Source organism: Nocardioides dubius, assembly GCF_039528155.1.
Classification (GTDB): domain Bacteria; phylum Actinomycetota; class Actinomycetes; order Propionibacteriales; family Nocardioidaceae; genus Nocardioides; species Nocardioides dubius.
Genome location: NZ_BAAALG010000002.1, coordinates 23,080 through 47,832, shown reverse-complemented (window position 1 = coordinate 47,832; position 24,753 = coordinate 23,080). Strand labels below are relative to the sequence as shown.

21 protein-coding genes and 1 pseudogene are annotated in these 24,753 nt (G+C 69.4%); 11 read left to right on the top strand and 11 right to left on the bottom strand.

Going from position 1 to position 24,753, the window contains the following annotated elements:
* The 3 genes and pseudogenes from prcB to dop form a co-directional block, all read right to left on the bottom strand.
* Window positions 1-728, bottom strand: a pseudogene (prcB, locus tag ABD151_RS02070) (proteasome subunit beta); the annotation flags it as partial.
* Entirely contained in the window at window positions 725-922 is a 198-nt protein-coding gene (locus ABD151_RS02065; RefSeq protein ID WP_343990829.1) for a ubiquitin-like protein Pup, read from the bottom strand. The gene ABD151_RS02065 and the pseudogene prcB, both read right to left, overlap by 4 nt.
* A gap of 25 nt (window positions 923-947) precedes the next feature.
* On the bottom strand, window positions 948-2,459 hold the full coding sequence (gene dop, locus ABD151_RS02060; RefSeq protein WP_343990827.1) for a depupylase/deamidase Dop: 1,512 nt from the start codon (window positions 2,457-2,459) through the stop codon (window positions 948-950).
* A gap of 101 nt (window positions 2,460-2,560) precedes the next feature.
* Between dop and ABD151_RS02055 the strand changes: the two genes are divergently transcribed.
* Window positions 2,561-3,181, top strand: a complete 621-nt coding sequence (locus ABD151_RS02055; protein ID WP_343990825.1) for a class I SAM-dependent methyltransferase — start codon at window positions 2,561-2,563, stop codon at window positions 3,179-3,181.
* A gap of 35 nt (window positions 3,182-3,216) precedes the next feature.
* Here ABD151_RS02055 and arc read toward each other — a convergent pair whose 3' ends face one another.
* The 3 genes from arc to ABD151_RS02040 form a co-directional block, all read right to left on the bottom strand.
* Entirely contained in the window at window positions 3,217-4,956 is a 1,740-nt protein-coding gene (gene arc / locus ABD151_RS02050; RefSeq protein ID WP_343990823.1) for a proteasome ATPase, read from the bottom strand.
* Between the two features lie 121 nt (window positions 4,957-5,077).
* Window positions 5,078-6,043, bottom strand: a complete 966-nt coding sequence (locus ABD151_RS02045; protein WP_343990821.1) for a tRNA (adenine-N1)-methyltransferase — start codon at window positions 6,041-6,043, stop codon at window positions 5,078-5,080.
* A 42-nt stretch (window positions 6,044-6,085) separates the two neighbouring features.
* On the bottom strand, window positions 6,086-7,249 hold the full coding sequence (locus tag ABD151_RS02040) for a M50 family metallopeptidase (protein ID WP_343990819.1): 1,164 nt from the start codon (window positions 7,247-7,249) through the stop codon (window positions 6,086-6,088).
* A gap of 61 nt (window positions 7,250-7,310) precedes the next feature.
* On the opposite strand from ABD151_RS02040, the gene ABD151_RS02035 reads away from it, so the two are divergent.
* A complete protein-coding gene (locus ABD151_RS02035) occupies window positions 7,311-8,231 on the top strand; it encodes a RecB family exonuclease (protein WP_343990817.1) in 921 nt (306 codons plus the stop codon).
* Here ABD151_RS02035 and ABD151_RS02030 read toward each other — a convergent pair.
* Entirely contained in the window at window positions 8,200-8,859 is a 660-nt protein-coding gene (locus ABD151_RS02030; RefSeq protein WP_343990815.1) for an HAD family hydrolase, read from the bottom strand. The two genes, ABD151_RS02035 and ABD151_RS02030, sit on opposite strands and share 32 nt — an antisense overlap.
* Before the next feature lie 105 nt (window positions 8,860-8,964).
* Here ABD151_RS02030 and ABD151_RS02025 point away from each other — a divergent pair, with 105 nt between their 5' ends.
* Window positions 8,965-10,341 carry a pyridine nucleotide-disulfide oxidoreductase gene (locus tag ABD151_RS02025; RefSeq protein ID WP_343990813.1) on the top strand — a complete coding sequence of 459 codons (1,377 nt, stop codon included), beginning with the start codon at window positions 8,965-8,967 and terminating at the stop codon, window positions 10,339-10,341.
* A 25-nt stretch (window positions 10,342-10,366) separates the two neighbouring features.
* The gene (locus tag ABD151_RS02020; protein ID WP_343990811.1) at window positions 10,367-11,242 is read left to right on the top strand and encodes a helix-turn-helix domain-containing protein; all 876 of its coding nucleotides are present in this window, start codon (window positions 10,367-10,369) and stop codon (window positions 11,240-11,242) included.
* A gap of 13 nt (window positions 11,243-11,255) precedes the next feature.
* On the opposite strand, the gene ABD151_RS02015 is transcribed toward ABD151_RS02020, so the two are convergent.
* The gene (locus ABD151_RS02015; RefSeq protein WP_343990809.1) at window positions 11,256-11,498 is read right to left on the bottom strand and encodes a hypothetical protein; all 243 of its coding nucleotides are present in this window, start codon (window positions 11,496-11,498) and stop codon (window positions 11,256-11,258) included.
* A gap of 232 nt (window positions 11,499-11,730) precedes the next feature.
* On the opposite strand from ABD151_RS02015, the gene ABD151_RS02010 reads away from it, so the two are divergent.
* Together ABD151_RS02010 and ABD151_RS02005 are read left to right on the top strand one after the other, a co-directional pair.
* Entirely contained in the window at window positions 11,731-12,375 is a 645-nt protein-coding gene (locus ABD151_RS02010; RefSeq protein ID WP_343990807.1) for a hypothetical protein, read from the top strand.
* A 79-nt stretch (window positions 12,376-12,454) separates the two neighbouring features.
* Window positions 12,455-14,020: an HNH endonuclease signature motif containing protein gene (locus ABD151_RS02005; RefSeq protein WP_343990805.1), complete on the top strand. Its 1,566-nt coding sequence runs from the start codon at window positions 12,455-12,457 to the stop codon at window positions 14,018-14,020.
* Between the two features lie 91 nt (window positions 14,021-14,111).
* On the opposite strand, the gene ABD151_RS02000 is transcribed toward ABD151_RS02005, so the two are convergent.
* Window positions 14,112-15,635, bottom strand: a complete 1,524-nt coding sequence (locus tag ABD151_RS02000) for an ABC transporter substrate-binding protein (RefSeq protein WP_343990803.1) — start codon at window positions 15,633-15,635, stop codon at window positions 14,112-14,114.
* 123 nt (window positions 15,636-15,758) lie between these two features.
* Window positions 15,759-16,640, bottom strand: coding sequence for an alpha/beta fold hydrolase (locus ABD151_RS01995; protein WP_343990801.1), 882 nt, complete (start codon window positions 16,638-16,640; stop codon window positions 15,759-15,761).
* Window positions 16,641-16,885: 245 nt separating this feature from the next.
* Between ABD151_RS01995 and ABD151_RS01990 the strand changes: the two genes are divergently transcribed.
* Both ABD151_RS01990 and ABD151_RS01985 read left to right on the top strand, forming a co-directional pair.
* Window positions 16,886-18,469 (top strand): class I adenylate-forming enzyme family protein, encoded by a 1,584-nt coding sequence (locus ABD151_RS01990; RefSeq protein WP_343990799.1) that lies wholly within the window; start codon window positions 16,886-16,888, stop codon window positions 18,467-18,469.
* Between the two features lie 2 nt (window positions 18,470-18,471).
* Complete coding sequence (locus tag ABD151_RS01985) at window positions 18,472-19,629, top strand: acyl-CoA dehydrogenase family protein (RefSeq protein ID WP_343990797.1); 1,158 nt, start codon at window positions 18,472-18,474, stop codon at window positions 19,627-19,629.
* Window positions 19,630-19,654: 25 nt separating this feature from the next.
* On the opposite strand, the gene ABD151_RS01980 is transcribed toward ABD151_RS01985, so the two are convergent.
* Window positions 19,655-22,729, bottom strand: a complete 3,075-nt coding sequence (locus tag ABD151_RS01980; protein WP_343990795.1) for a CARDB domain-containing protein — start codon at window positions 22,727-22,729, stop codon at window positions 19,655-19,657.
* Window positions 22,730-22,847: 118 nt separating this feature from the next.
* Here ABD151_RS01980 and ABD151_RS01975 point away from each other — a divergent pair, with 118 nt between their 5' ends.
* The 3 genes from ABD151_RS01975 to ABD151_RS01965 all read left to right on the top strand — a co-directional run.
* Complete coding sequence (locus ABD151_RS01975; protein ID WP_343990793.1) at window positions 22,848-23,801, top strand: hypothetical protein; 954 nt, start codon at window positions 22,848-22,850, stop codon at window positions 23,799-23,801.
* A gap of 68 nt (window positions 23,802-23,869) precedes the next feature.
* Entirely contained in the window at window positions 23,870-24,409 is a 540-nt protein-coding gene (locus ABD151_RS01970; protein ID WP_343990791.1) for a YaeQ family protein, read from the top strand.
* Between the two features lie 146 nt (window positions 24,410-24,555).
* On the top strand, window positions 24,556-24,753 hold a 198-nt coding region (locus ABD151_RS01965; RefSeq protein ID WP_343990789.1), incomplete at its 3' end, for a hypothetical protein.

The following is a 24,753-nucleotide window of genomic DNA, read 5'->3' as shown; positions in this document are numbered from 1 at the left end:
ACGTGCACCACCGGGAAGATCCGGCGCGCCAGATCCGGACCACCGGTGGCCGAGTCGTCGTCGGCAGCGTCGTACAGAGCCTGGACCAGCGCGGTCACGCAGTCGCCCTCGGTGAGGTCATCGCGGTAGAGCTTCTTCAGTGCGCCACGGGCGAAGAGCGAGCCGGAGCCGACCGCGTGGAACGCGGTCTCCTCGTACCGGCCACCGGTGACGTCGTAGGAGAAGATCCGGCCCTGCTCGGCGCGGTGGTCGTAGCCGGCGAAGAGCGGGACCACGGCCAGGCCCTGCATGGCCAGGCTGAGGTTGTTGCGGATCAGTGCGGCCAGGCGGTTCGCCTTGCCGTCGACGGAGAGCGTGGTGCCCTCGATCTTCTCGTAGTGCTCGAGCTCGGTCTGGAAGAGCCGCACCATCTCGACGGCGAGGCCCGCGGTGCCGGCGATCCCGGCACAGCTGAACTCGTCGGTCGGGAAGACCTTCTCGATGTCGCGCTGGGCGATGATGTTGCCCATCGTGGCGCGCCGGTCGCCGGCCATCACCACGCCGTCGGCGAAGGTGGCCGCAACGATCGTGGTGCCGTGCGGAGCCAGGTCGCCGGCGGGGCCTGCCGGAAGGTTCCGCGCCGAGGGCAGCAGGTCGGGAGCCTGGCTGGCCAGGAAGTCGGCGAAGGAGGCGGTTCCGGGCGCGAGGAAGGCGTCCGGCAGCCGTGAGCCGCTACCGAATGCGCTCACTGGCCCCCCTTTTGGATGAAGGACTTCACGAAGTCCTCGGCGTTGGTCTCCAGCACGTCGTCGATCTCGTCGAGGATCGCGTCGATGTCCTCGTCGAGCTGTTCCTTGCGCTCGGCGACGGACGTCTGGGAGGCCTCGACCTCCTCGGCCGCCTCCTCCGAGGACTTCTTGGGCTGCTTGTGCTCCTGGGCCATGTCCTCACCCTATCCAACGGGGCCCTCAGGAGGAGGTGAGCGCGCGGAAGATCTGCTCGGCCGTGTCGCAGCGATCGATCAGATCCCCTACGTGGGCACGCGTTCCGCGCAGCGGATCGGTGGTCGGGATCCGTTGCAGCGACTGCCGCCCGGGCAGGTCGAAGATGACCGAGTCCCAGGACGCCGCCGCGATGTGCTCGGAGTACTTGTCCAGGCACCGGCCGCGGAAGTAGGCGCGGGTGTCGGTCGGCGGATCGTGCATCGCGGACTCCACGCTGGCGTCGTCGAGCAGCCGCTCGATCCGGCCCATCCGCACCAGCCGGTGGTAGAGGCCCTTCTGCGGACGGATGTCGGCATACTGGAGGTCGATCAGGTGCAGCTTCGGGTCGGTCCAGGCGAGTCCGTCGCGGGCCCGGTACTGCTCCATCAGGCGCAGCTTGGCGACCCAGTCGAGCTCGGAGGCGCACTCCATCGGGTCGCGCTCGAGCCGGGTCAGCACCGACTCCCAGCGCGCCATCACGTCGGCGGTCTGCTCGTCGGTCTCGCCACCGTGCCGCTCCAGTAGATACTTGCGGGCCAGCTCCAGGTACTCCCACTGCAGCTGCACCGCGGTCAGCCGCCGACCGTCGGCCAGGGTGATCAGCGTGCGGCACGTCGGGTCGTGGGAGACCGCGCGCAGCGCGCGCACGGAGCCGTCGATCCGCAGATCCGTGGTGATGAAGCCGTCCTCGATCATCGCCAGCACCAGCGAGGTGGTGCCGACCTTGAGGTAGGTGGAGATCTCCGCGAGGTTGGCGTCGCCGATGATCACATGCAGGCGCCGGTACCGCTCGGGGTCGGCGTGGGGCTCGTCGCGGGTGTTGATGATCGGGCGCTTGAGCGTCGTCTCCAGCCCCACCTCCACTTCGAAGAAGTCGGCGCGCTGGCTGATCTGGAACTCACTCGAGCCGCCGTCCTGGCCGACGCCCACCCGTCCGGCACCGCAGACCACCTGACGCGAGACGAAGAACGGCGTCAGATGACGCACGATGTCGGCGAACGGCGTCGACCGGCGCATCAGATAGTTCTCGTGGGCACCGTAGGAGACGCCCTTGTTGTCGGTGTTGTTCTTGTAGAGCACGATCGGCGAGGCGCCGGGGATCGCGGAGGCCAGGTTCGCGGCGTCCAGCATCACCAACTCGCCGGCCTTGTCCCAGCGGACGACGTCGAGCGGGTTGGTCGCCTCCGGCGCGGAGTACTCCGGGTGCGCGTGGTCGACGTAGAGCCGCGCCCCGTTGGTGAGGATCACGTTCGCCAGGCCGAGGTCCTCGTCGGTGAGCTGGGAGAGGTCCGCGACCTGACGGGACATGTCGAAGCCACGGGCGTCGCGCAGTGGCGACTCCTCCTCGAAGTCCCACCGGGCGCGCCGGGCATGCACCGTCGCCGTGGCGTAGGCGTTCACGACCTGGCTCGAGGCCACCATCGGATTGGCCTGCGGCTGCCCCTGGACCGAGATGCCGTACTCGACTTCGGTGCCCATCACCCGTCGTACGCTCATGTCACGAGCCTACTCACGCGGGTGCCGAACCCGCGCGAATCGCACCCCGACCCGCGCAGAATCGCGAAGAATGGGGCCTTCGTCGAGACCAGGAGGTAGCCATGGGCTGGTGGACCGAGAAGGTCGTACCCCACCTCACGGATGCGGCACTCGCCAAGCCGGAGGTGATGGCGCTGCGCGCCGACGTCTGTCGCGGACTGAGCGGCGAGGTCGTCGAGATCGGCTTCGGCTCCGGGCTGAACCTCGGCGTGCTGCCCGACCAGGTGCGCTCCGTCGCCGCCATCGAGCCCAACGACCTGGGCTGGCAGCGCTCCTCCGCACGACGCCGCGACAGCACCGTGCCGGTCACCCGCAGCGGGTTGGACGGCGAAGCGCTGGACGCCGCGGACGCCAGCTTCGACAACGCCCTGTGCACCTTCACGCTCTGCACCGTGCCGGACGCCGCGCGGGCGATCGCCGAGCTGCGCCGGGTGCTCCGCCCGGGCGGCGCGCTGCACTTCCTGGAGCACGGGTTGGCGCCCGAGCCGCAGGTGGCCCGGATGCAACGACGCCTCGACCCGGTGCAGCGGATCGTCTTCGGCGGCTGCAATCTGAGCCGCGACGTGCCGGCGCTGCTGCGCGCGGGCGGCTTCGCCGTCAGCTGCCAGCCGATCCGGATCATGCCCGCGAAGGTGATGAGCCCGTGGGCAGAGGGGTTCCTCGGCCGCGCCGTGCGTGACTGAGCGGTGCGCGGCCGATCAGCCGCGCACCGCCGTCGTCACAGGTACTGCCCGGTGTTGGACACGTTGTCGATCGACCGGCCGGGCTCGGTGCCTTGCTTGCCGGTGATCAGGGTGCGGATGAAGACGATCCGCTCGCCCTTCTTGCCGGAGATCCGCGCCCAGTCGTCGGGGTTGGTGGTGTTGGGGAGGTCCTCGTTCTCCTTGAACTCGTCGACGCAGGCCTGGAGCAGGTGCTGCACGCGCAGGCCCCGCTGCTGGTGGTCGAGGAAGTCCTTGATCGCCATCTTCTTGGCCCGGTCGACGATGTTCTGGATCATCGCACCGGAGTTGAAGTCCTTGAAGTACAGGACCTCCTTGTCACCGTTGGCGTAGGTGACCTCCAGGAAGCGGTTCTCATCGGTCTCCGAGTACATCCGCTCCACCGTGGCCCGGATCATCGCGTCGGTGCACGCCTCGCGGCTGCCACCGAACTCCGCCAGGTCCTCCGCGTGCAGCGGAAGGTCGGAGGTGAGGTACTTGCTGAAGATGTCGCGCGCCGACTCGGCGTCCGGACGCTCGATCTTGATCTTCACGTCGAGGCGCCCGGGCCGCAGGATCGCCGGGTCGATCATGTCCTCACGGTTGGAGGCACCGATCACCAGCACGTTCTCCAACAGCTCGACGCCGTCGATCTCGCTGAGCAGCTGCGGCACGATCGTGTTCTCGACGTCCGAGGAGACGCCCGAGCCGCGGGTGCGGAACAACGAGTCCATCTCATCGAAGAAGACGATCACGGGGGTGCCCATGCTGGCCTTCTCGCGTGCCCGCTGGAAGACCAGCCGGATGTGCCGCTCGGTCTCGCCGACGTACTTGTTGAGCAGCTCGGGGCCCTTGATGTTCAGGAAGTAGGACTTGCCCTCCTGCCCGGTCTTCGCGGCGACCTTCTTGGCCAGTGAGTTCGCCACCGCCTTGGCGATCAGCGTCTTGCCGCAGCCGGGAGGGCCGTAGAGCAGGACGCCCTTCGGCGGCTTGAGCTGGTGCTCCTTGAACAGGTCGGGGTGCAGGTACGGCAGCTCGACGGCGTCGCGGATCGCGTCGATCTGGTTGACCAGGCCACCGATCGACTCGTAGTCGATGTCGGGCACCTCCTCGAGGACGAGCTCCTCGACCTCGGACTTGGGCACCTTCTCGTAGACGTACCCGCTACGGGAGTCGAAGAGGAGGGAGTCGCCGGCGCGGATCACCTCGGCGCGCAGCGGCTCGGCGATCCGGGCCACCCGCTCCTCGTCGGTGTTGCCGATCACCAGCACCCGGTCGCCGTCAGCCAGGATCTCCTTGAGCATGACGACGTCGCCGAGCTTCTCGAAGGCGAGCGCCGCGACCACGTTGAGGGCCTCGTTGAGCAGCACCTCCTGGCCGCGGACGAGCTCCTCGCTCTCGATCCCCGGGCTGACGTTCACCCGCAGCTTGCGCCCGCCGGTGAAGACGTCGACCGAGCCGTCCTCGTTGTGCTCGAGGAAGGTGCCGAAGCCGGCGGGCGGCTGGGCCAACCGGTCGATCTCCTCCTTGAGCGCCAGGATCTGATCGCGCGCCTCGCGCAGGGTCTGCGCCAGGCGTTCGTTCTGGGAGGTGGTCGCCGCGAGCGAGCGCTGGAGCTCGATCAGCTGACGATCCGCGAAGCTGCTCCGCTGCGGTGACTCCTGCAGCCGGCGGCGCAGGTCACCTACCTCCGCCTCCAGGTATCGCACCTGGTTCCTGAGTTCCTCGGCACTGTGTGCGCTGTCCGATGCCGCCATGTGCGCCACCTCCTCACACCAGCGACCTTACCCATCCTGTCCACGATGGAAAGGGGATCTACGCCGATGTCGGCAACGATTTGATGACTGTGCCCGGCTCCGCGAGCCGGGCACGACCACCTCAGGAGTCGAACTTCTCCTCGAGCACCACGGGCGGGATGTCCGCCGGACGCGGGCCCGTGTAGTCGACGCCGTAGGCGCCCGGCGCCGGCCGGCGCTTCTTGCGCGGCGCCGTCTCCCCGGGGGCCATCCGGCGCGCGGTGACCAGGAACGCGGTGTGGCCGATCATCTTGTGACCGGGGCGCACGGCCAGGCCCTCGACGTGCCAGTCGCGCACCAGCGACTCCCACGGCTGCGGCTCGGTGAAGCCGCCGTGGGCACGGACCGTCTCCACGAAGCGGGAGAGCTGGGTGGTGGTGGCGACGTAGGCCACCACGATGCCGCCGGGCAGCAGCGCGTCGGCGACGGCGTCCACGCACTCCCAGGGCGCGAGCATGTCCAGGATCACCCGGTCGACCCGCTCGCCGCTGGCCGGCAGGGCCTCCTGCAGGTCGCCGAGGCGCAGGTCCCAGGCCGGGTGCTGGCCGCCGAAGAACTGGGTGACGTTCTTGCGGGCGACGTCGGCGAACTCCTCGCGGCGCTCCCACGAGATCACATTGCCGTACGGACCGACCGCCCGCAGCAGCGAGCAGGTGAGCGCACCCGAGCCGACGCCGGCCTCGACGACCTTGGCGCCGGGGAAGATGTCGGCCATGGCCACGATCTGTGCGGCGTCCTTGGGGTAGACGACGGCCGCCCCGCGCGGCATCGAGACCACGAACTCCGAGAGCAGCGGCCGGAAGACCAGGTACTCGCCACCGACCGAGGAGGTGATGCTGAAGCCCTCCTCGCGACCGATCAGGTCGTCGTGCTCGATGTGACCGCGGTTGGAGAAGAACCGCTTGCCGGCGACGAGCTCGAAGTTGTGCCGGCGGCCCTTCTGGTCGGTCAGCCGGACCCACTCGCCGATCCGCAGCGGGCCGCGGTGCACACCTGCCCAGGCCTGGGGCGAGACGTCGGGCACGGTGGACGGGGTGGGGTCGGTCATCGAAGCTCCTGTGCAGGCGGCGGTTGCCGTCATCGGGTGGGGTCAGCGTTGCGAGAAGGCGCGGTCGACGTCGGCGGTGGCCAGCACGCCGAAGATCGAGCCGTCGTCCTCGAGAAGAAGATATTCGTGTGCGGGCTTGCGGGTGATCGCCCGGATCAGGTCCTCGCCGCGCAGGCCCGCAGGCAGGGAGAGTCCGTCTTCGAGGCCGCGGGCCAGCGTGGAGACGGCGACCCAGGCCCGGCGCTCCAGCGGCATCGCGATCAGGCTCGCCTCGTTGACGAGGCCGACCGGCCTGCCGTCCGAGGTGAGCGTGACGATCGCACCGGCACCGCTCTCCTGCGCCAGCCGCACCGCCTCGGCGACGGAGAGGTCCCCGGCGACGGTGACGGCACGGCGCGCCAGCGTCCGCGCTACCAACGACGGCAGCCGACGGCGCAGCCGGGCCGACTGCATGGCAGCGGTGGCGCCGGCCCAGAGGAAGCCCGCCACCACGGCAGCGAGCAGGAAGTCCACCAGGGTCGCGCGCACCCCGAGCAGCGGGTCCAGCAGCAGCGGCCAGGCGAGCACGGCGACCGCGGCCACCCGACCGCCCCAGCCGGCCGCGATGGTGCCGCGGTGCTGGTTGCCGCTGACGCCCCAGACGAGGGACTTGAGCACCCGGCCGCCGTCGAGCGGCAGGCCCGGCACCAGGTTGAGCACGCCGACCAGCAGGTTGGCCATCATCAGGCCCATGAAGGCCAGCTGCAGGAGGCCGTCGGGCAGCAGCAGCCAGACCGGGATCGCCGCCAGGCCGACCACCACCGAGGTGAGCGGGCCGACCACAGCGATCCAGAATTCGTCGCGGGGCGAGCGCGCCTCGCCCTCGATCGCGGTGGCACCGCCGAGGAAGTGCAGGGTGATCGAGTCGACCGGGTAGCCGAGGCGCTTGGCGACCAGCGCGTGCGAGGCCTCGTGCAGCAGCACCGAGAGGTAGAGCAGCACCGCGAACGCGACGCCGGCCAGGTACTTCCAGGCGTCGAGGCCGGGTTGGGTGTCCTCGACCACCGGAGCGAGCACGACGGCGATCAGTGCCGCGATCAGGAACCACGACGTCGTGACCAGCACGTCGACGCCGCCGATCTGGCCGATCCGGAAGGTCCCCGGGGGACGCGGACGGCGCACTCGGTCGTCTTGAGCGTCGGGGGCTCGCGGATGATCGGCAGGCACGGCATGAATTTACCGGATCGTCCGCTGGAGCTGTCGGAGCCGTCGCCTAGGGTGAAGCGCGATGAGCCCCTCCACCACGCCCACCGGCGTCCCAGCCCCGCAGCCGGCCTCGCCGGCCGAGGCGCTCTCGCGTGCCGTCGATGGCGTGGAGGTGCTCGGCGCGCTCTCGCCGAGCCGCGCGGGCGACTTCATGACCTGCCCGCTGCTCTACCGGTACCGCACCATCGACCGGCTCCCGGAGCCGCCGTCGGCCGACGCGATCCGCGGCACCCTGGTGCACAAGGTCCTCGAGGACCTCTTCGACCTCCCGGCAGCCGAGCGGACGCCGGAGCGCGCAGCGGCGATGGTGGCGCCGGCCTGGCAGGCGCTGGTCGAGGCGGAGCCCGAGGCCGCCCAGCTGTTCGCCGCCGAGGGCGACGCCGAGCCGCGCGACTTCGACACCTGGCTGCGCACCTGCGGCGACGCCCTCGACCAGTACTTCCAGCTGGAGGACCCGCGCCGCCTCGAGCCCGCCGAGCGCGAGCTCTACGTCGAGACACTGCTCGACTCCAAGCTCCTGCTGCGCGGATTCGTGGACCGCCTCGACGTCGCCCCGAACGGGATGATCCGCGTCGTCGACTACAAGACCGGCCGGGCACCGAACGAGCGGTTCGAGGCCAAGGCGCTGTTCCAGATGAAGTTCTACGCCCTGGTCATCTGGCGCACCCGCGGCGTCATCCCGGCGATGCTCCAGCTGATCTACCTCGGCGATGGCCAGATCCTACGCCACGTGCCCGACGAGGAGGACCTGCTCGCCACCGAGCGCAAGATCGAGGCGATCTGGAAGGCGATCCGCTATGCGGAGCTCGCCAGCGACTGGCGTGCCACGCCGAGCAAGCTCTGCGCCTGGTGCAACCACCAGGCGCACTGCCCGGCGTTCGGCAACGAGATGCTCCCGCTGCCCGCAGAGCTCAGGGCAGCAGCGGAAGATCCGGCACCCTGATCCCTGTGAGCGTCTCCCGGAAGACCCGTCGCTCCCCCGGCTCCACCGTGACGTGGTTGGGCACGACCAACACGGTGCAGCCCGCGCTCTCGGCGCTGCGCGCGCCGGTGTTGCTGTCCTCGATGGCCACGCAGTCCGCCGGCCTCACGCCGAGGCGCGCCGCGGCCGTCAGGTAGGGCTCCGGGTGCGGCTTGCCGTTCGCGACGGCATCGCCGGTGACGACGGTGGCGAAGGTCCCCGGCGGGAGGCTGGCCAGGATCGGGGCGACGAAGCGCTGGTAGCTCATCGTCACCAGGGCACACGGGATCTGGGCCTCAGCAAGGGCCGCCAGGAGCTCACGGGCGCCGGGGCACCACGGGACGGCCCGCTCGACCCGGGCGACGACGCCGTCCAGCAGCTCCTCGACGATCTGCTCCGGGCTCCGGTCGATGCCCATGTGCTCGCGGATGTAGCGCCCTGAGGCGAGCAGGTCGTTGCCGACCAGGTTGAGCGCGTGCTCGCGGCTCCACGTGGCTGCGTAGCGGGCGGCCATCTCGTACTCGGTCTCGATCCAGTACGGCTCGGTGTCGACCAGCGTGCCGTCCATGTCCCACAGCACCGCCAGTGGCTCGCGCTTCGCCTCAGTCACGTATCGAGACCCTAGCCTGGATCTGTGGCGACCCGACGAGCGAGGCCACGGCCTCGGCCATGGTCGCTCATGGACAACCCGCAGCGCCCGTGCTTTCGTGGTGAGATGAAGCGCCGGCTCGAGGTCGACTATCTGGTCGTGGGTGCTGGGGCCATGGAGATGGCGTTCACAGACGCTCTGGTCGACCACGCCGACGTCCGGGTCGCACTTGTCGATCGGCGGTATGCGGCCGGCGGGCACTGGTTGTCCGCGTATCCGTTCGTACGGCTCCACCAGGCCTCGCCGTTCTACGGGGTCGCCTCCACCGTCCTCGGGGGCGGCAGGATCCAGCAGCACGGGCCTGAAGCCGGCCTCCATGAACGGGCCGACCAGCCGGCGATCACCTCGTACTACAGCGACCGGCTCACCGCGATGGTGGAGTCAGGCCGTGTCGACTTCCTCGGCGGCCACGACTACCTCGGCGGCGGCACGCTCCGCTCGCGTGTCACGGGCCAGTCCTTCGACGTGCCCGACCGTTGCCGGGTGGTGGATGCCCGCTACCTCTCCCCCGACATCCCCGCGGACACCCCGGCGCCGTTCGCCGTCGACGACGGAGCCCGCGTGATCACGGTGAACGAGCTGGTCCTGGTCGACGACGCGCCCAGCCAGTACGTCATCGTGGGCTCGGGCAAGACCGCGACCGACGCGTGCGTGTGGCTGCTGACCCACGGCGTCGACCCCGACGCGATCTGTTGGGTCCGACCCCGCGACCCCTGGATGCTGAACCGGGCGTTGATCCAGCCGACCCCGGAGATCTTCCTCGGCATGGTGGCCGACCTGATGACAGCTGCCACCACAGCCACCTCCCTGCCCGACCTGTTCCTGCACCTCGAAGAACGCGGCATCATGATGCGGGTCGACCGCGGCGTGACTCCGACGATGGCGAAGGCCCCCACGCTCGGCACGTGGGAGCTCGAACTCCTCCGCAGCATCGATAACGTCGTGCGTCTCGGACATGTGGAGGCCGTGCACCGAGGCCGGCTCGAGATGCAGTTCGGCACCGTCCGCGTCGCACCGGACGCATGCGTTGTCCACTGCGCTGCGGACGGGTTGAAGATGCCATCCCGCATCCCGATCTGGGGATCCGAGACGATCACGTTGCAACCGATCCGCGCGGGCTTCCCCTGCTTCGGTGCCGCGCTCGCCGGCTACGTCGAGGCGACCCGGGAGGACGATGCCGTCAAGAACACGCTCTGTCCACCCTCGTCCTACGGCAACACCCTTGCCGACTGGGCGCGGATGACGGTGCTGGGCACACGAGCGGCCGCGTCGTTCGGTGCGGAGGAGGACATCGCAGCCTGGGCGAACGAGGTGGCCCTCAACCCGTCCCGGATACCAGCCAGCACCGTCGGCTCCATGCGACTCGACGACGTGCGCGGACGGCTCGCGGCCAACACCGAGCGGGCGCTATGGCGCCTCGACGAGCTGAGCTCGTCTGCCTGACCGCACGTCACCTTAGGCTGGACTGGTGGCGAACGAGCGGCAGAACGGGATCCGGCCCGTGCACTACACCCCGCCTGAGGGCGTGAGCGGCACCGTCGAGGCGCTGAGCGTGCGCGAGCTGTTGGCGCGGGCCGGACCGGCCGAGTTCACCGGCACCCAGCGCCTCTCCTTCGACGTGCTGATCCGGGTCACCGAGGGCGTCGCCACCCACACGGTCGACTTCACCGAGTACGCCCTGCAGCCCGGCGACGTGCTCTGGATGCGCACCGGTCAGGTGCATCAGTGGGGTGACCTGACGGCGTACGACGCCACCGTGGTCATGTTCATCACCGACGCGGTCTTCGCCTCCACACACGAGGCACTGCGCTCCACGGTTGCCGCCGGCCGCAACCACTGGGCGGCCTCTGCCTTGGCGCCCACCGGCCTCGAGCGAGCATTCCGGCACGTCGTGGACCTGGCCTCGAATCCCGTCCTGCGACCCGACCTCCGCGACCTCGCCACCCGCCACGCCTTGGCCGCGACACTGGTGGAGTTGGCCGCCACCGAGCCCGGGGGCGAGCTGCCGCAGGCCGTGCCGCCGGATGCCTTCGTCTGGTTCCGGGAGCTGATCGAGAGCGACTTCCACCAGACCCGTCAGGTGGCGGCGTACGCCGAGCGGCTGGGCTACTCGAGCCGCACCTTGAATCGGTTGGCACATGAGTGGACGGGGCTGAGTGCCAAGGAGCTGATCGACGAGCGGGTGGTCCTGGAGGCCAAGCGGGCGCTGGTGCACACCGACCTGCCGGTGGCCGCGATCGCCGAGGAGCTCGGCTTCGACGACCCGTCGAACTTCTCGTCGTACTTCACCCACCGCGCGGGGATCACGCCGGGCCGGTTCCGGGAGCAGTGCCCGCGGGGCTAGCCAGAGAGGGGCACTACCGAGACCGGATCACCGGCTTGCGCAGGTAGCCGATCACCCACCCGAGCAGACCGATGACGGCGGCCAGGATCACGATCCCGATGCCGCGCTCGACGGAGGACTGGGGCCAGAGCGCGAAGGCGAGACCGAACATGGTGCCGCCGACGGTGGCCGCGATGATGCTGCCGATGATCTGGCCATGGGTGGACCAGCTGATCGGCGGGCGGGAGTTCTCGGGCGTGGAGTTCTGCTGCGGCACCCCACCATCCTCTCAGGCGCAGCGCAACGAACCGTGAGGGCGTCATCATGACGCCTCGGTGACTCACCGCACGGATTCGGTCCGCTCTGCGAGAACCGGTGCCTGGCTGTGACCTGAGAGGTTGGATGATGCACATGTGACGAGTGAGGTATTTCGGGCTGCCGTCCAGGAGGTGTTCCTCCTGCGCTCAGGTTTGGCATTCGAACGCGAGATCACCCGCGAGAACTTGGCGATGAAGCTGCCGGGCGGTGTCCGGCGCATGCTGTCGGGGGTGGACGCCGATCTGCTCCGCCCCGCCATCTCCGGAGCAGCGCCGCCAGGGCACCCGGCACCCCCGCCTCTCGACCTCGGAACCTGGAGCCGCGAGCAAGGACTCGGGTATTCGACGCCGGACGACGACGAGCTGCCGGCGCTGACGGCCGCACTCGCCGACATCCCCCGGCTGCGGGCGATCTGCGGACTCGCTGCCGATCGACTCTCTCCGGTACTGGAGTTCAGCTCGCTGCTGGACTCGCGGCGGGCCATGGTGCGGGCCCAGATCCTCCGGCTGCGCGGCGAGGCCGCCGGCGGCGGTGAGGCGGGCTACCGCTCGGTGCCCATCTCGACGCTGAGCAAGTGCTTCGACCTGCACTTCCCCTCCCCCTGCCTCTCGGCGACCGGCTCCAGCGCGACCGCCGTGCTGGAGCAGGCGGTCTGCCGGGTCAGCGCGACCAGCGTGGTTGCGGCCGGCGCACCGCTCGCCTGCGACGACCTGACCGCTCCGGCGACCGACCCCGGCAACTGCGCCCGTTGCACGCACGCGCTGTCCAACCTGGGCGCCGGGCTGTTGCACAGCGTCACCCGACAGATCCTGGTGCCGCTGCCACGCCGCCGCTGAGAGCTTGTGTCGGCAGTCACTCGTAGCGTGATTCGTGTGCTCGGGAACCACCTGAGACGCCCGCCACTCGGAGGCGCACATGCCACGCATCACTCCCCCATCCGGTCCGCCTACTGCGACCATCCAGCCGGAGGCGCTGGCGTTGAGCCAGCAGGCGATCTGCCAAGCCACACTCGCAATCGAGGCCGCACTGGACTCGTGTAGCGACGCGAATCCGATCTATCTCAGCACCGCCGAGAAGGAGGCGGTGCTGCTGAAGATGCCGGTGTTGCAGGCCAGGCTCACGGAGTTGAACTACCGACTGCTGGCGTGTGCCTTCGATGTGGTCGACGCGCACGGCGCCCGGAACATCGGCGACTACCTCGCCCACGAAACCCACCAGGCCCACGGCACCATGGCCCGGGAACTACGGATCGCTCGCGAGCTCGACAGCAGGTGGATGCACCTGCACACCGCACTCCGCGACGGGCGCGTCAACCTCGCCCAGTCGGTCGAGATCACACGGTCCTTGGACGCGCTGCCCGATGACCTCGACGCTGCTGTGCTTCGTGACGCCGAACGGACGCTGGTCAAGCACGCTGAGGAGTTCGGACCCAACGACCTCCGCCGGATGGGCAAACGCATCATCGATGTGGTCGCCCCCGAGATCGCCGAAGCCGTGGAGGGCAAGCGATTGGCAGACGAGGAGCGCTCAGCGCGCGAGCGGCAACAGTTGACCTTGAAGCCACAGGGCGACGGCACCACCCGGATCAGCGGCCTGCTGACCGACGGCTGCGCGAATCGGTTGGCGACTGCGTTGAACGCGATCACCAACCCACGCAGGGACCGCCTCACCCCCGCACCCTGCGGGTGCGCGCCCGACACCGACGGCAACTACGGCGAGTCGTGCGGCGACCTGGAATGCCCCGGCCGCGATGCCCACCACGGCACCTTCACCGACGCGGCCGGCGGAGCCAACGATGACGCGACCAGCAACGGCGCCAGCGGCAGCGGCGCCAGCGGCGGCTGCGGCTGCGGCTGCGGCTGCGGCTGCGACCGAGCAGGTACCGGCGGTCACTGCGGCCATGACGTCCGGACGAGCGGAACCTGCGGCGGCCAACCCCACCCCGTGCGGAAGCTCTCCACCCCACAACGCAACGCCCGCGCCCTCAACACCCTCCTGGAGACACTCGACCCCAAACGGTTGCCGTTGCATGGCGGAGACGCCACCACCGTCGTCGTCACGATCAGCCTCGACGCCCTCCGCAACGAGATCGGCACCGCCACCCTCACCACCCAACGCGACGCCTGGCACGACCGGATCTCCGCCGGCGAAGCCCGACGCCTCGCCTGCAACGCCGGCATCATCCCGGCAGTGCTCGGCGGGGACTCCGTCCCGCTGGACCTGGGACGAACCAAGCGCTTCTACAGCGGCGCCCAACACCGAGCCCTCGCGCTCATGCACCCCTACTGCCTCGCCGAGAACTGCCGAATACCCGCCACCTGGTGCGAAGCCCACCACAACAATCCCTGGTCCCTCGGCGGACGAACCGACCTCGCCGACGGCAGCCTCCTCTGCAGCAAGCACCACCACAACATCCACGACCCTGCGTACGTCGTCGAGTACCTGCCCCACGGAGGCATCCGCTTCACGCGGCGCAGGTGAGGCAGGCATCCGCTCAACAGGGCCTGAGAACGGGCCAAGCCGACGCAGCAGTCGCCGCGCCGGCCTGGCCCTCCGTTGGGTGGAGTTGGTCTCAGCCCACCGTCACCCCGGTGAAGTCACTGGCGTGGATCGGGTTGTAGACCAGGCCGGAGACGTTCTTGGCGGTCGCGATCGCATACACCTGGCGGTAGAGCGGGATGTAGCAGTTCCGCTCGACGACGGCGATCCGGTTGATCTCGTCGTACACCTCCTCCGCGGCCTCGGCGTCAGCGGCGGTGACCGCCTCGTCGGCCATCGCGTCCAGCTCGGGCGAGCCGCAGTTCTTGGTGATCGAGGCGGAGCGGACGAAGCCGTTGACGAAGAAGGACGGCACGGCCACGTTCGGCACGGCGGCGAAGATGTACAGGCCGTCGAGCTCGCCACCGGCGACCTGGGTGACCAGGCTTCCGTAGTCGATGGCGTTGTACTTGACCTTGAATCCGACGGCCTCCAGCTGGCCACCGACCGCCTGGGCGACCTCCTCGATGTTCACGTACTGCCCCGCCGGGTAGGTGATGGTGACCTTCTCCGAGCGGCCCGCCATCAGGCTCTTGGCCTGGGCGACGTCCTGGCTGACGACCTCGTCGGGCTGCTCGCCCGGCTTGACGTTGAGCAGGCCGCCGTCGGCGGCAGCGGCACCCTGGAAGATGCCCTCGACGATCTGGTCGCGGTCCACCGCCAGGGCTGCGGCCTTGGCGACGTCGGCGTCGTCGAACGGTGCCTTGTCGGTCTGCAGGAAGCCGACGATCTTCAACGCGGACTCGGTGGTGATCACGTTGAGGTCCGCCTCCTTGGCCTCCTTCTGCTGGGCCGGCGGCAGGTCGTAGGCGATGTCCGCGCTGCCGCTGCGCAGCAGGGCGAGCCTCTGGGAGGCCTCCGAGGACCAGCTGAAGACGATCTTCTCGGTCTTGGCCGCATCGCCCCAGTAGTCCGGGTTGCGAACCACGGTCATGTCGCGACCGGCGCGCTGGCCGTCGAAGAGGTACGGCCCGGTGCCGACCGGAGCGGTCGAGAAGCCCTCGGGCCCCTTCTCCGCGTAGTACTTGGGCGGGATCATGTAGATCGTGCCCAGGTTGTTGACCAGGTCGTACTGCGGAGCCTTGGTCTTGATCACCAGCGTGGTCGCGTCCGGCGCGGTGAACGACTCCGCGTTGGTCCAGAAGGACTTGAGGATCGAGGTCGGCTCGTCGCGCACCTTCGTGAGCGCGAAGACCGCAGCCTCGGCGTCGGCAGGCTCACCGTTGCTGAAGGTCACGCCCTCGCGCAGCGTGAAGGTCCAGGTGGTGTCGTCGGTCCGCTCCCAGTCCGTGACCAGGCCGTCCTTGGTCGGCTCCAACTCGAGGTCGGTGGGGACCAACGGCTCGATCACCGTGTCCCACACGACCTGACCGGAGCGTGCACCGGCGATCGGGTCGAGCGTCGTCGGCTCAGCGGCCAGCACGACGCGGACGGTGTCCGAGCTGCTCGAGCTGGTGCTGCTGTCGCTCCCACATGCCGCGAGGCCGGCGAACGCCAGACCGAGCGCGGCGAGGGTGGCCACCGGACGGCGAACCCCCTTGCCCTTGCGAATGTTCATGTTCCCTCTTCTTTCCTACCGAGTGTCGAGCTACCTGGGGATGCTGCGTGTCGAGGTCACCGAGACGACGCGAGCAAAGTACCGACCAGCCGGTATCAAGTCAACAGATTCTTGAGACCTGGCTCACAATGCATCGCCCCGGTGCGCCTCGTCATCGCGATCCAGCCAGCCCGTGACAACCTCCAGGAACTCCGCGTTCTCCTCGACGTAGGGGAAGTGCCCGGAGTCCGCGAACTCGTGGTAGCTGGAGCCTGCGATCAGTCCGTGCGTGCGCCGCGCCCCCACGGCGACCGGGAAGGTCCAGTCGCGCGCCGCCCCCAGGACCAGGGTCGGCACCGCCAGCTCGCCGATCCGTGCCGAGAGGTCCGAGTTGTCCCAGACCCGCAGCGTGGCATTGAACGCCGCGGCGCTGCCACCCGACGGCATCGGCACGTCCCGGCCCAGGAAGTCGGGGTCAGCGAAGTAGGCCGACCTCACCTGCGCGGTGATCCGGTCGAACTCCTCGTCGCTCGACTTCGGCACCAGCAGGTTCGCGCGGATCGCCTCGAACTGCTCCTCGCTGTGGCTCGCGATCCGCGCCTGGCGCATCGACTCGTCCATGTGGTCCATGATCGAGGTCGAGCACGAGACGATGAGCGCGTCCAGATCCTCGGGGTGGTCGAGCGCGTACGACTGGACCACGTAGCCACCGAAGGAGTGACCGAAGACGCTCCAGTGCTCCACGCCGAGCGCACGGCGCAGGCGATGGAGCGCGTCGGAGAGCCGGCTCACCTCGCTCCACTCCTCGTAGTCGGCAGGCGTGTCGCTGAGACCGTTGCCCGGCAGGTCGACATAGACCAGCGTCCGCGCCCGGCCCAGGCCGTCCAGCCACGGCCGGAACCCTCGATGGCCGTAGCCCATCCCGCCATGCACCACCAGCAGGGGCGCCCCGGCGCCGACCACCTCGCAATGCAACCGATAGCCACCCACGTCCACGCTCCGGGGACCGTTCTCCAACTGCAGCACGCGCTCACTCCTCCATCTCGGGCGACCGACCGGCCACTCCATACCGACTGGTCTGCATGCTGGCATCCCGGGACGCTCTTGTCACGGGTCCCGAGCGACCAAGGACGCCGAAGGGGCAGACAAGGCCGCTCTGTTTCGTTAATAATTCCGACCAGGCGGAATGGATGTGTCCGGCTAGCCTCACCCCACCGGAGCACTCCCCTGCGCCAGATCGTGCTCATTTCCCGACGAATGGACCCACGACCGTGCCCCCCACTGAAGCCCCTGCACCGCTGGTCTCCCGGCTCCCGGACGGCCAGCCCCTGACCCGGATCGCCGACATCATCCGCTCGCGGGCGGCCGCATCCGACAGCGTGGCGATGCGGACGCCGAGCGCCAGCACCACCTTCCGGCAGATCGACGAGCTCTCCTCGCGGATCGCGCAACGCCTGGTGGCCAGCGGCGTGCGCCCCGGGGACCGGGTCGCCTGCGTCTCCCGCAACTCACCCGAGTTCCTGGCCGTGCTCTACGGCGCTGCCAAGGCCGGCGCGATCGCCACCGCCGTCAACATCGGGCTGGCCGCGGACGAGGTCACCTGGATCATCGACGACGCCGATCCCCGGGTGGTCTTCGTCGGCCCCGAGGAGCAGCACCTGGAATCCGCCGTCCGGGCCTCCACCGCGACGCCGCTGGTGGTGAGCACCGCCGTCGATGCGCTGTTGGAGTGGGTCGGCGACGCCCCGGCGGTCGACCCCCGCGCCGACGGTGACGGCGACCAGACGGCGCTGATCCTCTACTCCTCCGGCACCACCGGGCACCCCAAGGGGGTGATGCTGACCGGCCACAACATGGCGCAGGCGCTCGCCGCCGTCCAGAACCTGCTGGAGCTGGACGATGCATCGGTGGCGATGGCGCCGATCCCGTTCTTCCACATCTCCGGTCTCGGCCTCGCGCTGGTGGCCACCCTGGTCGGTGCCGAGCTGCTCGCCTTCACCCCCAGCACCCCGGCGGAGCTGCACACCACGCTGCGCGAGCAGGAGGTCACCCATGCGGTGGTCGTGCCTACGGTGATCCAACGGCTGCTGGAGCTGCCCGAGGCGGCGCCGGGCTCGCTGCCCCGGCTGCGCTACGTCATCTACGGCGCAGCCCCGATCACGCCGGACCTCCTCAACGCGGCGATCGCCACGCTCGAGTGCCGCTTCGTGCAGAGCTACGGCCTGACCGAGTCCTCGGGCGGGGTGACCATCCTCGACCACTCCGACCACAAGCGGGGCGTCAACGAGCCGCACCTGCTCCGCTCCGCCGGTCGCGCGCTGGCGAGCGTCGACCTGCGCATCGTCGACCAGCTCACCGGTCGCGACGCCGACCCCGACCAGCCCGGGGAGATCTGGATCAACGGCGCCCACCGGATGGCCGGCTACTGGCGCAACCCGGCTGCCACCGAGGAGGCCTTCGCCGACGGGTGGCTGCGCACCGGCGACGTCGGCCGGCTCGACGCCGAGGGCTATCTCTTCATCGTGGACCGCCTCAAGGACATGATCATCTCCGGCGGCGAGAACGTGTACCCGGCCGAGGTCGAGCGGGTGCTGCTCACCCACCCGGAGATCGTCGAGTGCGCCGTCGTCGGCACCCCGGACGCGCGCTGGGGCGAGTCTCCCCTCGCCGTCGTCGTGACCACCCCGACCGCAGCACTGACCGAGGCCGAGCTGATCGCGTGGAGCCGCGAGCGGCTGGCGCACTTCAAGGCACCCACCCAGGTCCGGTTCGTCGAGGCGTTGCCCCGCAACGCGAGTGGCAAGGTGCTCAAGCGAGCGCTGCGGACCGACCCCACCCCCCGAAAGGACCAGTGACCGTGGAACGCACCGTCTTCACCGAGGACCACGAGTCCTACCGGCTCACCCTGCGCCGGTTCATCGAGACCGAGGTCGTCCCGCACTACGACGAGTGGATGGCGGCAGGCGCCGTGCCGCGCTCGCTGTACCGCAAGCTGGGCGAGCTGGGCATGTTCGGCATCGAGGTGCCCGAGGAGCACGGAGGCGCCGGCATCACGTCGTTCAAGTTCGCCGCCATCGAGTGCGAGGAGACGGCCCGCGCCGGCGTCATCCTGGGCAGCTCCGGTGTGCATGTCGCGCTCTGCCTGCCCTACCTCCTCCAACTGGGGACGCCGGAGCAGCTGAAGGCCTGGCTGCCTGACTTCGTCACCGGGGAGACCATGTTCGCGATCGCCATGTCGGAGCCGGGCACCGGCTCGGATCTGGCCGGCATGACCACCACCGCCCGGCTCGACGAGTCCGGCACCCACTACGTGCTCAACGGCGCGAAGACCTTCATCACCGGCGGCGCCCAGGCGGACCGGATCATCGTCTGCGCCCGCACCGCACCGCCCAGCGACGACGACCGCCGCTTCGGGATCTCCCTGCTGGTCGTCGACACGACGTCCCCGGGGTTCAGCGTGGGCCGCAAGCTGAGCAAGCTCGGCCAGCTCGCCTCCGACACCGCCGAGCTGGCCTTCGACGACGTCCGGGTGCCGCGGGAGAACCTCCTCGGCGTTGAGCACAAGGGGTTCCACTACCTCGGTGACAACCTGCCCAAGGAACGGCTCAGCATCGCCTTCGCCGCCTACGCCCAGGCCCGCGCCGCCGTCGACTTCACCGTCGACTACGTGCGCCAGCGGGAGGTCTTCGGCAAGCCCCTGGTCACCTTCCAGAACACCAAGTTCGAGCTGGCTGCGTGCCGGGCCGAGGTGGACGCTGCGCAGGCCGTCGCCGACCGCGCACTGGAGGCCCTCGACGCCGGCACCCTGACGGCGGCCGAGCCCGCCTCGGCCAAGCTCTTCTGCACCGAGGTGGCGTCGCGGGTGATCGACCGCTGCCTGCAGCTGCACGGCGGCTACGGCTACATGACCGAGTACCCGGTTGCACGGTTGTACGCCGACAACCGGGTGAACCGGATCTACGGCGGCACGTCGGAGGTGATGAAGATGATCATCGCGAAGGACATGGGCTTGTAGCGCCCGAGGCCGGGCCGGCTCCTGTCTACGTACGCGTGACCTCGATGGAGGTCGTGGTCGGGTTGCCGGCTCGGTCGTAGGCCGTGACCTCGATGTAGTTGGGGCCGGGGCTGAGGGCGATGATCGTCGTCGTCCAAGAGGTCGTGCCGATCGCACCGCCCGTGCTGCCCGTGCTGGGAATGCGCCAGGTGACGAGCTCGATCCCCGACGGGTCGCTGGCGCTGCCCGTCAGCTGCACCGTGCTCGCCGTCGTCGCATAGCTCGTGCCACCATTCGTGCTGATCGAGACCGAGGGCCCCGTGTTGTCGCGCGTCACGACAAGGCTGTCGGTCGAGGTGTTGCCGGCCGTGTCGGTCACGGTCACCGTGATCGTGTTGGCGCCGACCACGAGAGGGATCGCTGCGGTGCTCCAGGACGTGGTTCCACTCGCCGTACCCGAACCGCCTGCCGAGTTGGACCAGGCGACGCCCGCGATGCCGAGGTTGTCCGACGCCGTCCCGCCGAGCATCACCGAGCCTGCTGACGTCACCAGGGTGCTCGCGGCGGTGGGGGCCGTGATCGTCACGGTCGGGGCACTGGCGTCGCGCGTCACCACGACGATCTTCTGGTTGACGTTGCCGAGCGTGTCGGTGCCGGTGATGGTGATCGTGTTGGCGCCCACCGCCAGGGGGATGTTCCAGATCTGGAAGTTCAACCAGTTGCCGGCGGCGGTCACCGCCGAGCCTGAGCCACCCGCCGAATTGGTCCACGTCACCGACGCGATGCCACTGGCATCGAACGGGAAGCCGGCGAAGCTGATCTGCGGGTCCTTGGTGATGTAGGAGCCGGAGTTCGCGGCGGGAGGGCTCGAGATGGAGAACGTCGGTCCGGTCACATCGACGCGGAAGCTGTGGCTCTCCGGTGTGGCATCGACGTTCCCGGCGGCGTCGACCGCGTAGACGGAGAAGGTGTACGAGCCATCGGCGAGCGATGCGGTGGAGTGGGGCGACGTGCACGGCGCAGCGGGCGCGTTGTTGAGGCTGCACCTGAACGTTCCACTCTCGGTGGAGCTGAAGGTGAAGTCCGCCGTCCGGTCGGTGGTGGGGTTCGCCGGGGCGGTGCTGAGGGTCGTGATCGGCGCGATCACGTCGACGACCCAGGTGTGGGAGGCCGGGGACGCATCAACGTTGCCTGCGGAGTCGATCGCGCGCACGCGGAAGGTGTGCGTGCCGCCGCCGGTGGGCGGTGTCGAGAACGGGGAGGCACAACCCGCGTAGGCGCCGTTGTCGACGCGGCACTCGAAGGTCGCCCCTGCCTCGTCGGCCGTGAACGTGAAGTCGGCGGTCTCGTCGTTCGTCGGGTTCGGCTCGGTGCTCGTCAGCGTGGTCTCGGGCTCCGTCTTGTCGACCTCGAAGGTGAAGGTCGCCGGGGTCAGGTCCCCCAGGCCGTTGCGTACCGCGCGCACGCTGACCGTGTGCGTGCCATCGGAGAGCGCCGACGTCGTGAACGGGGAGGAACAGGGCGCGAACGCCGCGCCGTCCACCTTGCACTCGAAACTCGCCGCGGCGTCGTCCGAGACGAAGTGGAACTGCGCAAGGGGATTGTTCGTGAGCGATGCCGGGGTCTGGGTGAGCGTCGTGTTCGGTGCGCGGGTGTCGACGTCGAAGGTGTGACTCGCCGGCGTCGGATCGGCGTTGCCGACCGAGTCCACGGCACGGACCTCGAAGGTGTGGGTCCCGTCGTCGAGGGTGGCGGTCGTGTGGGGCGACGCGCAGCTCGCGAACGGGTCGGCGTCGATGCGGCACTCGAACGCGGCTGGCTCGGGCGAGGCGAACGTGAACACTGCGGTCGGGTCGTCGGTGATCGCCGGCGGGGTGCCCGTGAGGGTGGTCTGCGGTGGCGTCAGGTCGAGCGAGAAGGTGAACGCCGCCGGGGTGGGGTCGACATTGCCGGCCTGGTCGGTGGCGCGGACCTCGAAGGTGTGCGAGCCGGCGGTGAGCGGAGCGGTCGCGAACGGGCTGGTGCAGGTGCTGAACTCGGCCGGGAGCACGCGGCACTCGAAGGTGCCGTCCTCGGTGGAGCTGAACGCGAAGTCCGCTGTGGCGTCGTTGCTGTCGGCAGCGGGGTGGTCGTCGATGGTGGTGCTCGGCGCGTCCGTGTCGATGGTCACCTCGTGGCTCAGGGTGCCGGACACGTTGCCGACCGGATCGGTGGCCGTGACGTCGATCGTGTGCGGGCCGCTGGCGAGCTCGGCGGTGGTGAAGGGTGAGGTGCACTCCTCGAACGGCGCTTCGTCGACCCGGCACTCCAGGCTCGATCCGGGCTCGTCAGCGGCGAATGCGAACGTCGGCGTCGTGTCGTTGGTCTGCGTCGGCGGCGGCGTCGTGAAGGCCAGGACTGCCGGGGTGGCGTCGACGGTGAACGAGCGCGAGGCGACCACCACGTTGCCGGCGGCGTCGGTGCCGGTGACGGTGACCGAGTGCGCGCCGTCGGTGAGGAGCTGCGCGTCGCCGGAGGTGCACGGTGTGCCGGGGCGGCCATCGATTGAACAGGTCGTGGCGAGTCGCACGTTCGAGACGAACGACACCGCGACCGATGGGCCGACGACCGCCCCACTCACGGGCGCGGTGATCGACAGCGACGCCCGCACGACCCGGACCGCGCGGCGGCTGGAGCGGCAGTTGTTCGCCTCGTTGCTCTCCTTGACCTTCTTGGCCGAGTCCGCGCACGCGATGACGAAGTAGCTGCCTGTCGGCATGTTCCGGGGTACCGGTGCGGTGACCACGACCCGCGTGCTGCGGGACCGCGCGAGGGAAGGGGTCGGCCGGCTCCGGAGCTTCCGGTCGCCTGCCCCGACGGTGCGGTCGTTCGAGAGCCAGAGCGCCGTCGTCGACCGTCGTGCTGTGGCCCGGCCGGCGTTCTTGAGCACGGCGACGGACCTCACCGCCTGACCGGGCAGCCGTGACGCGGGAGGGTTCGTCACCGAGCTGACGCGGAGCTCCGGTGCCGGTCCGGCGCTGGCAGCGGGTACTCCCGTGGAGAGGAGCGACGCCGAGGCGAGCAGGGTGGCGACGGCGGTGACCTTCGCTGTGGTGCGCAGGATGTCACGGAAACGACTCACGGATGCTCCTCGAGATGGTCAGGCAGCGCAGTCGCCCCCGTCGTCAAAGTGTCCTAAAGCGTCCATTCCACGACAAGAACCTCTTGCGGCCATGTCCGCAAGAGGACAGGCTGACGTCGTGAACGACGAGACCCTGCTCGATGTCGCCCATCGCGGCCGTCCGGCCACCATCACCGACCTTGCGACCCTCGCCCACACCCCCGTGGACGAGGTGACCGCAGCGGTGCGGCGCCTCCGCGACCGCGGGCAGCTCGGCGGACGCGGCGAGGAGATCCGGTACACGAGCCCGGGAACCTGGGCCGCCGAGGCGGTGACCTCGCGGGCGACGCAGCTGCGGGGCACCGCACGCGAGCTCCTGGACGAGATCGAACAGATCGTGGCCGATCTGCCCCGGACGATCGCACACTGGTCGGTCGGCGAGTCCTCGGCCAATCCGATGCCCGTGCTCACCCGGCACGGGCCCCGCGCATCCGAGGACCTCTGGTACGAGCTCGGTGTCCACGGTTCCGGCGTCCTCAAGGCCGTGATGCCCGACATCAGCCGGTTCCAGACCAGTCCGGAGGAGCGCGTCGCCCGGATCTCCGAGGCGATGCGCAGCAAGGACGCCGTCCGGCTGATCATTCCCACGACGGCAGCCGACGCCACCTTCACCGACTTGCTCACCGCCTTCATCGCCGCCGGCATCGAGTACCGCTTTCTCGACGAGCCGCCGAGCTGGTTCTGGGTGGACGGCGACCAGCTCGCCCTGCCGTTCGAGTGGGGTGAGAAGCGACCGACCAGCGTGATGAGCGTGCACAACGCCGCCCTCGCCAGCGTAGCGTCCGCCTACTTCGAGACGCTGTGGCGGGCCGCGACACCGGCCCGACCGCCGTCGGCGGCAGCGGCCCCCTGGACGCCGCTGCTCTCCCTGATGCGCAAGGGCATCACCCTGGAGACCGCCTCCCGCATGGTCGGCGTGAACCCTCGCACCGGAAGGCGCCGGATCGCCGAGGCGATGACCCACTACGGTGTCTCGACGCTCTTCGCCCTCGGCGTCGCCTGGGCCGCCGACGCCGATCCGCCACCGCAGTGAAACGCACGGCAGAGCCGACCGAGGGGGCCGTTCGACCTCGGCATGCGAGGTAGGCAAGCATGTCCCCCATGGCAGCCGGCGCAACGATGTACACGTTCGAGATCGAGTTGGCCGACACCGATCGCGGTGTCTATGAGCAGTTCACGCTGCGCGCAGCGAGGCATCCGTCAGAGACCGACGCGTATCTCGTCACGCGCGTGCTCGCCTACTGCCTCGAATACGAGGAGGGCATCACCTTCAGCGAGGGTATCTCGGCCACCACCGACCCGGCGGTGCTGGTGCGTGACCTGAGCGGGAAGCTGCTGGCCTGGATCGAGGTCGGGATGCCCGATGCCGCCCGGCTCCACGCGGGGAGCAAGGCAGCCGATCGCACGACGATCTACACGCACCGCGACCCCGCCAGGGTGCTGGCCCAGTGGACGGGCACGAAGATCCACCGCGCCGAAGAGATCCTCCTGCACAGCTTCGAGCCCGGGTTCATCGATGCCGCGGTCGAGGCGATCGAGCGCCGCAACGCGCTCACCCTCACCGTCACCGAGCGGCAGCTCTACCTGGAGCTGAACGGCGTAGCGTTGTCATCCGCGGTCCAGGATCACCCGATCAGCTAGGGGTACGGACCCACCCCATCAGCTTCCCTGGAGGCACCTACGCTGACACGATTTCCGACATCGAACTGCCGGACATCGACGTCCCCGATATGCCCGATGTCTCTTGCTGTAGCAATCCCTTCAACTGAAAGCGAGGCGAGACCGCGGTGTCAGTCGAGGACTGGATCATGGGCGTGGTGGTTACGCCTCTCCTAATCGTCGGCGGTTGGGTGGTCGTGGCAAAAGTCTGGCGTAGCGGCTTGGACGTTTCGGGTGCGGTCAGCTGGTTCACTGGAACGGGTCGCGGGATACGGGGCTACCACGCCTTTCTCGCTCCGATGGCAGTTGCTAGCACCCTGCTCTGG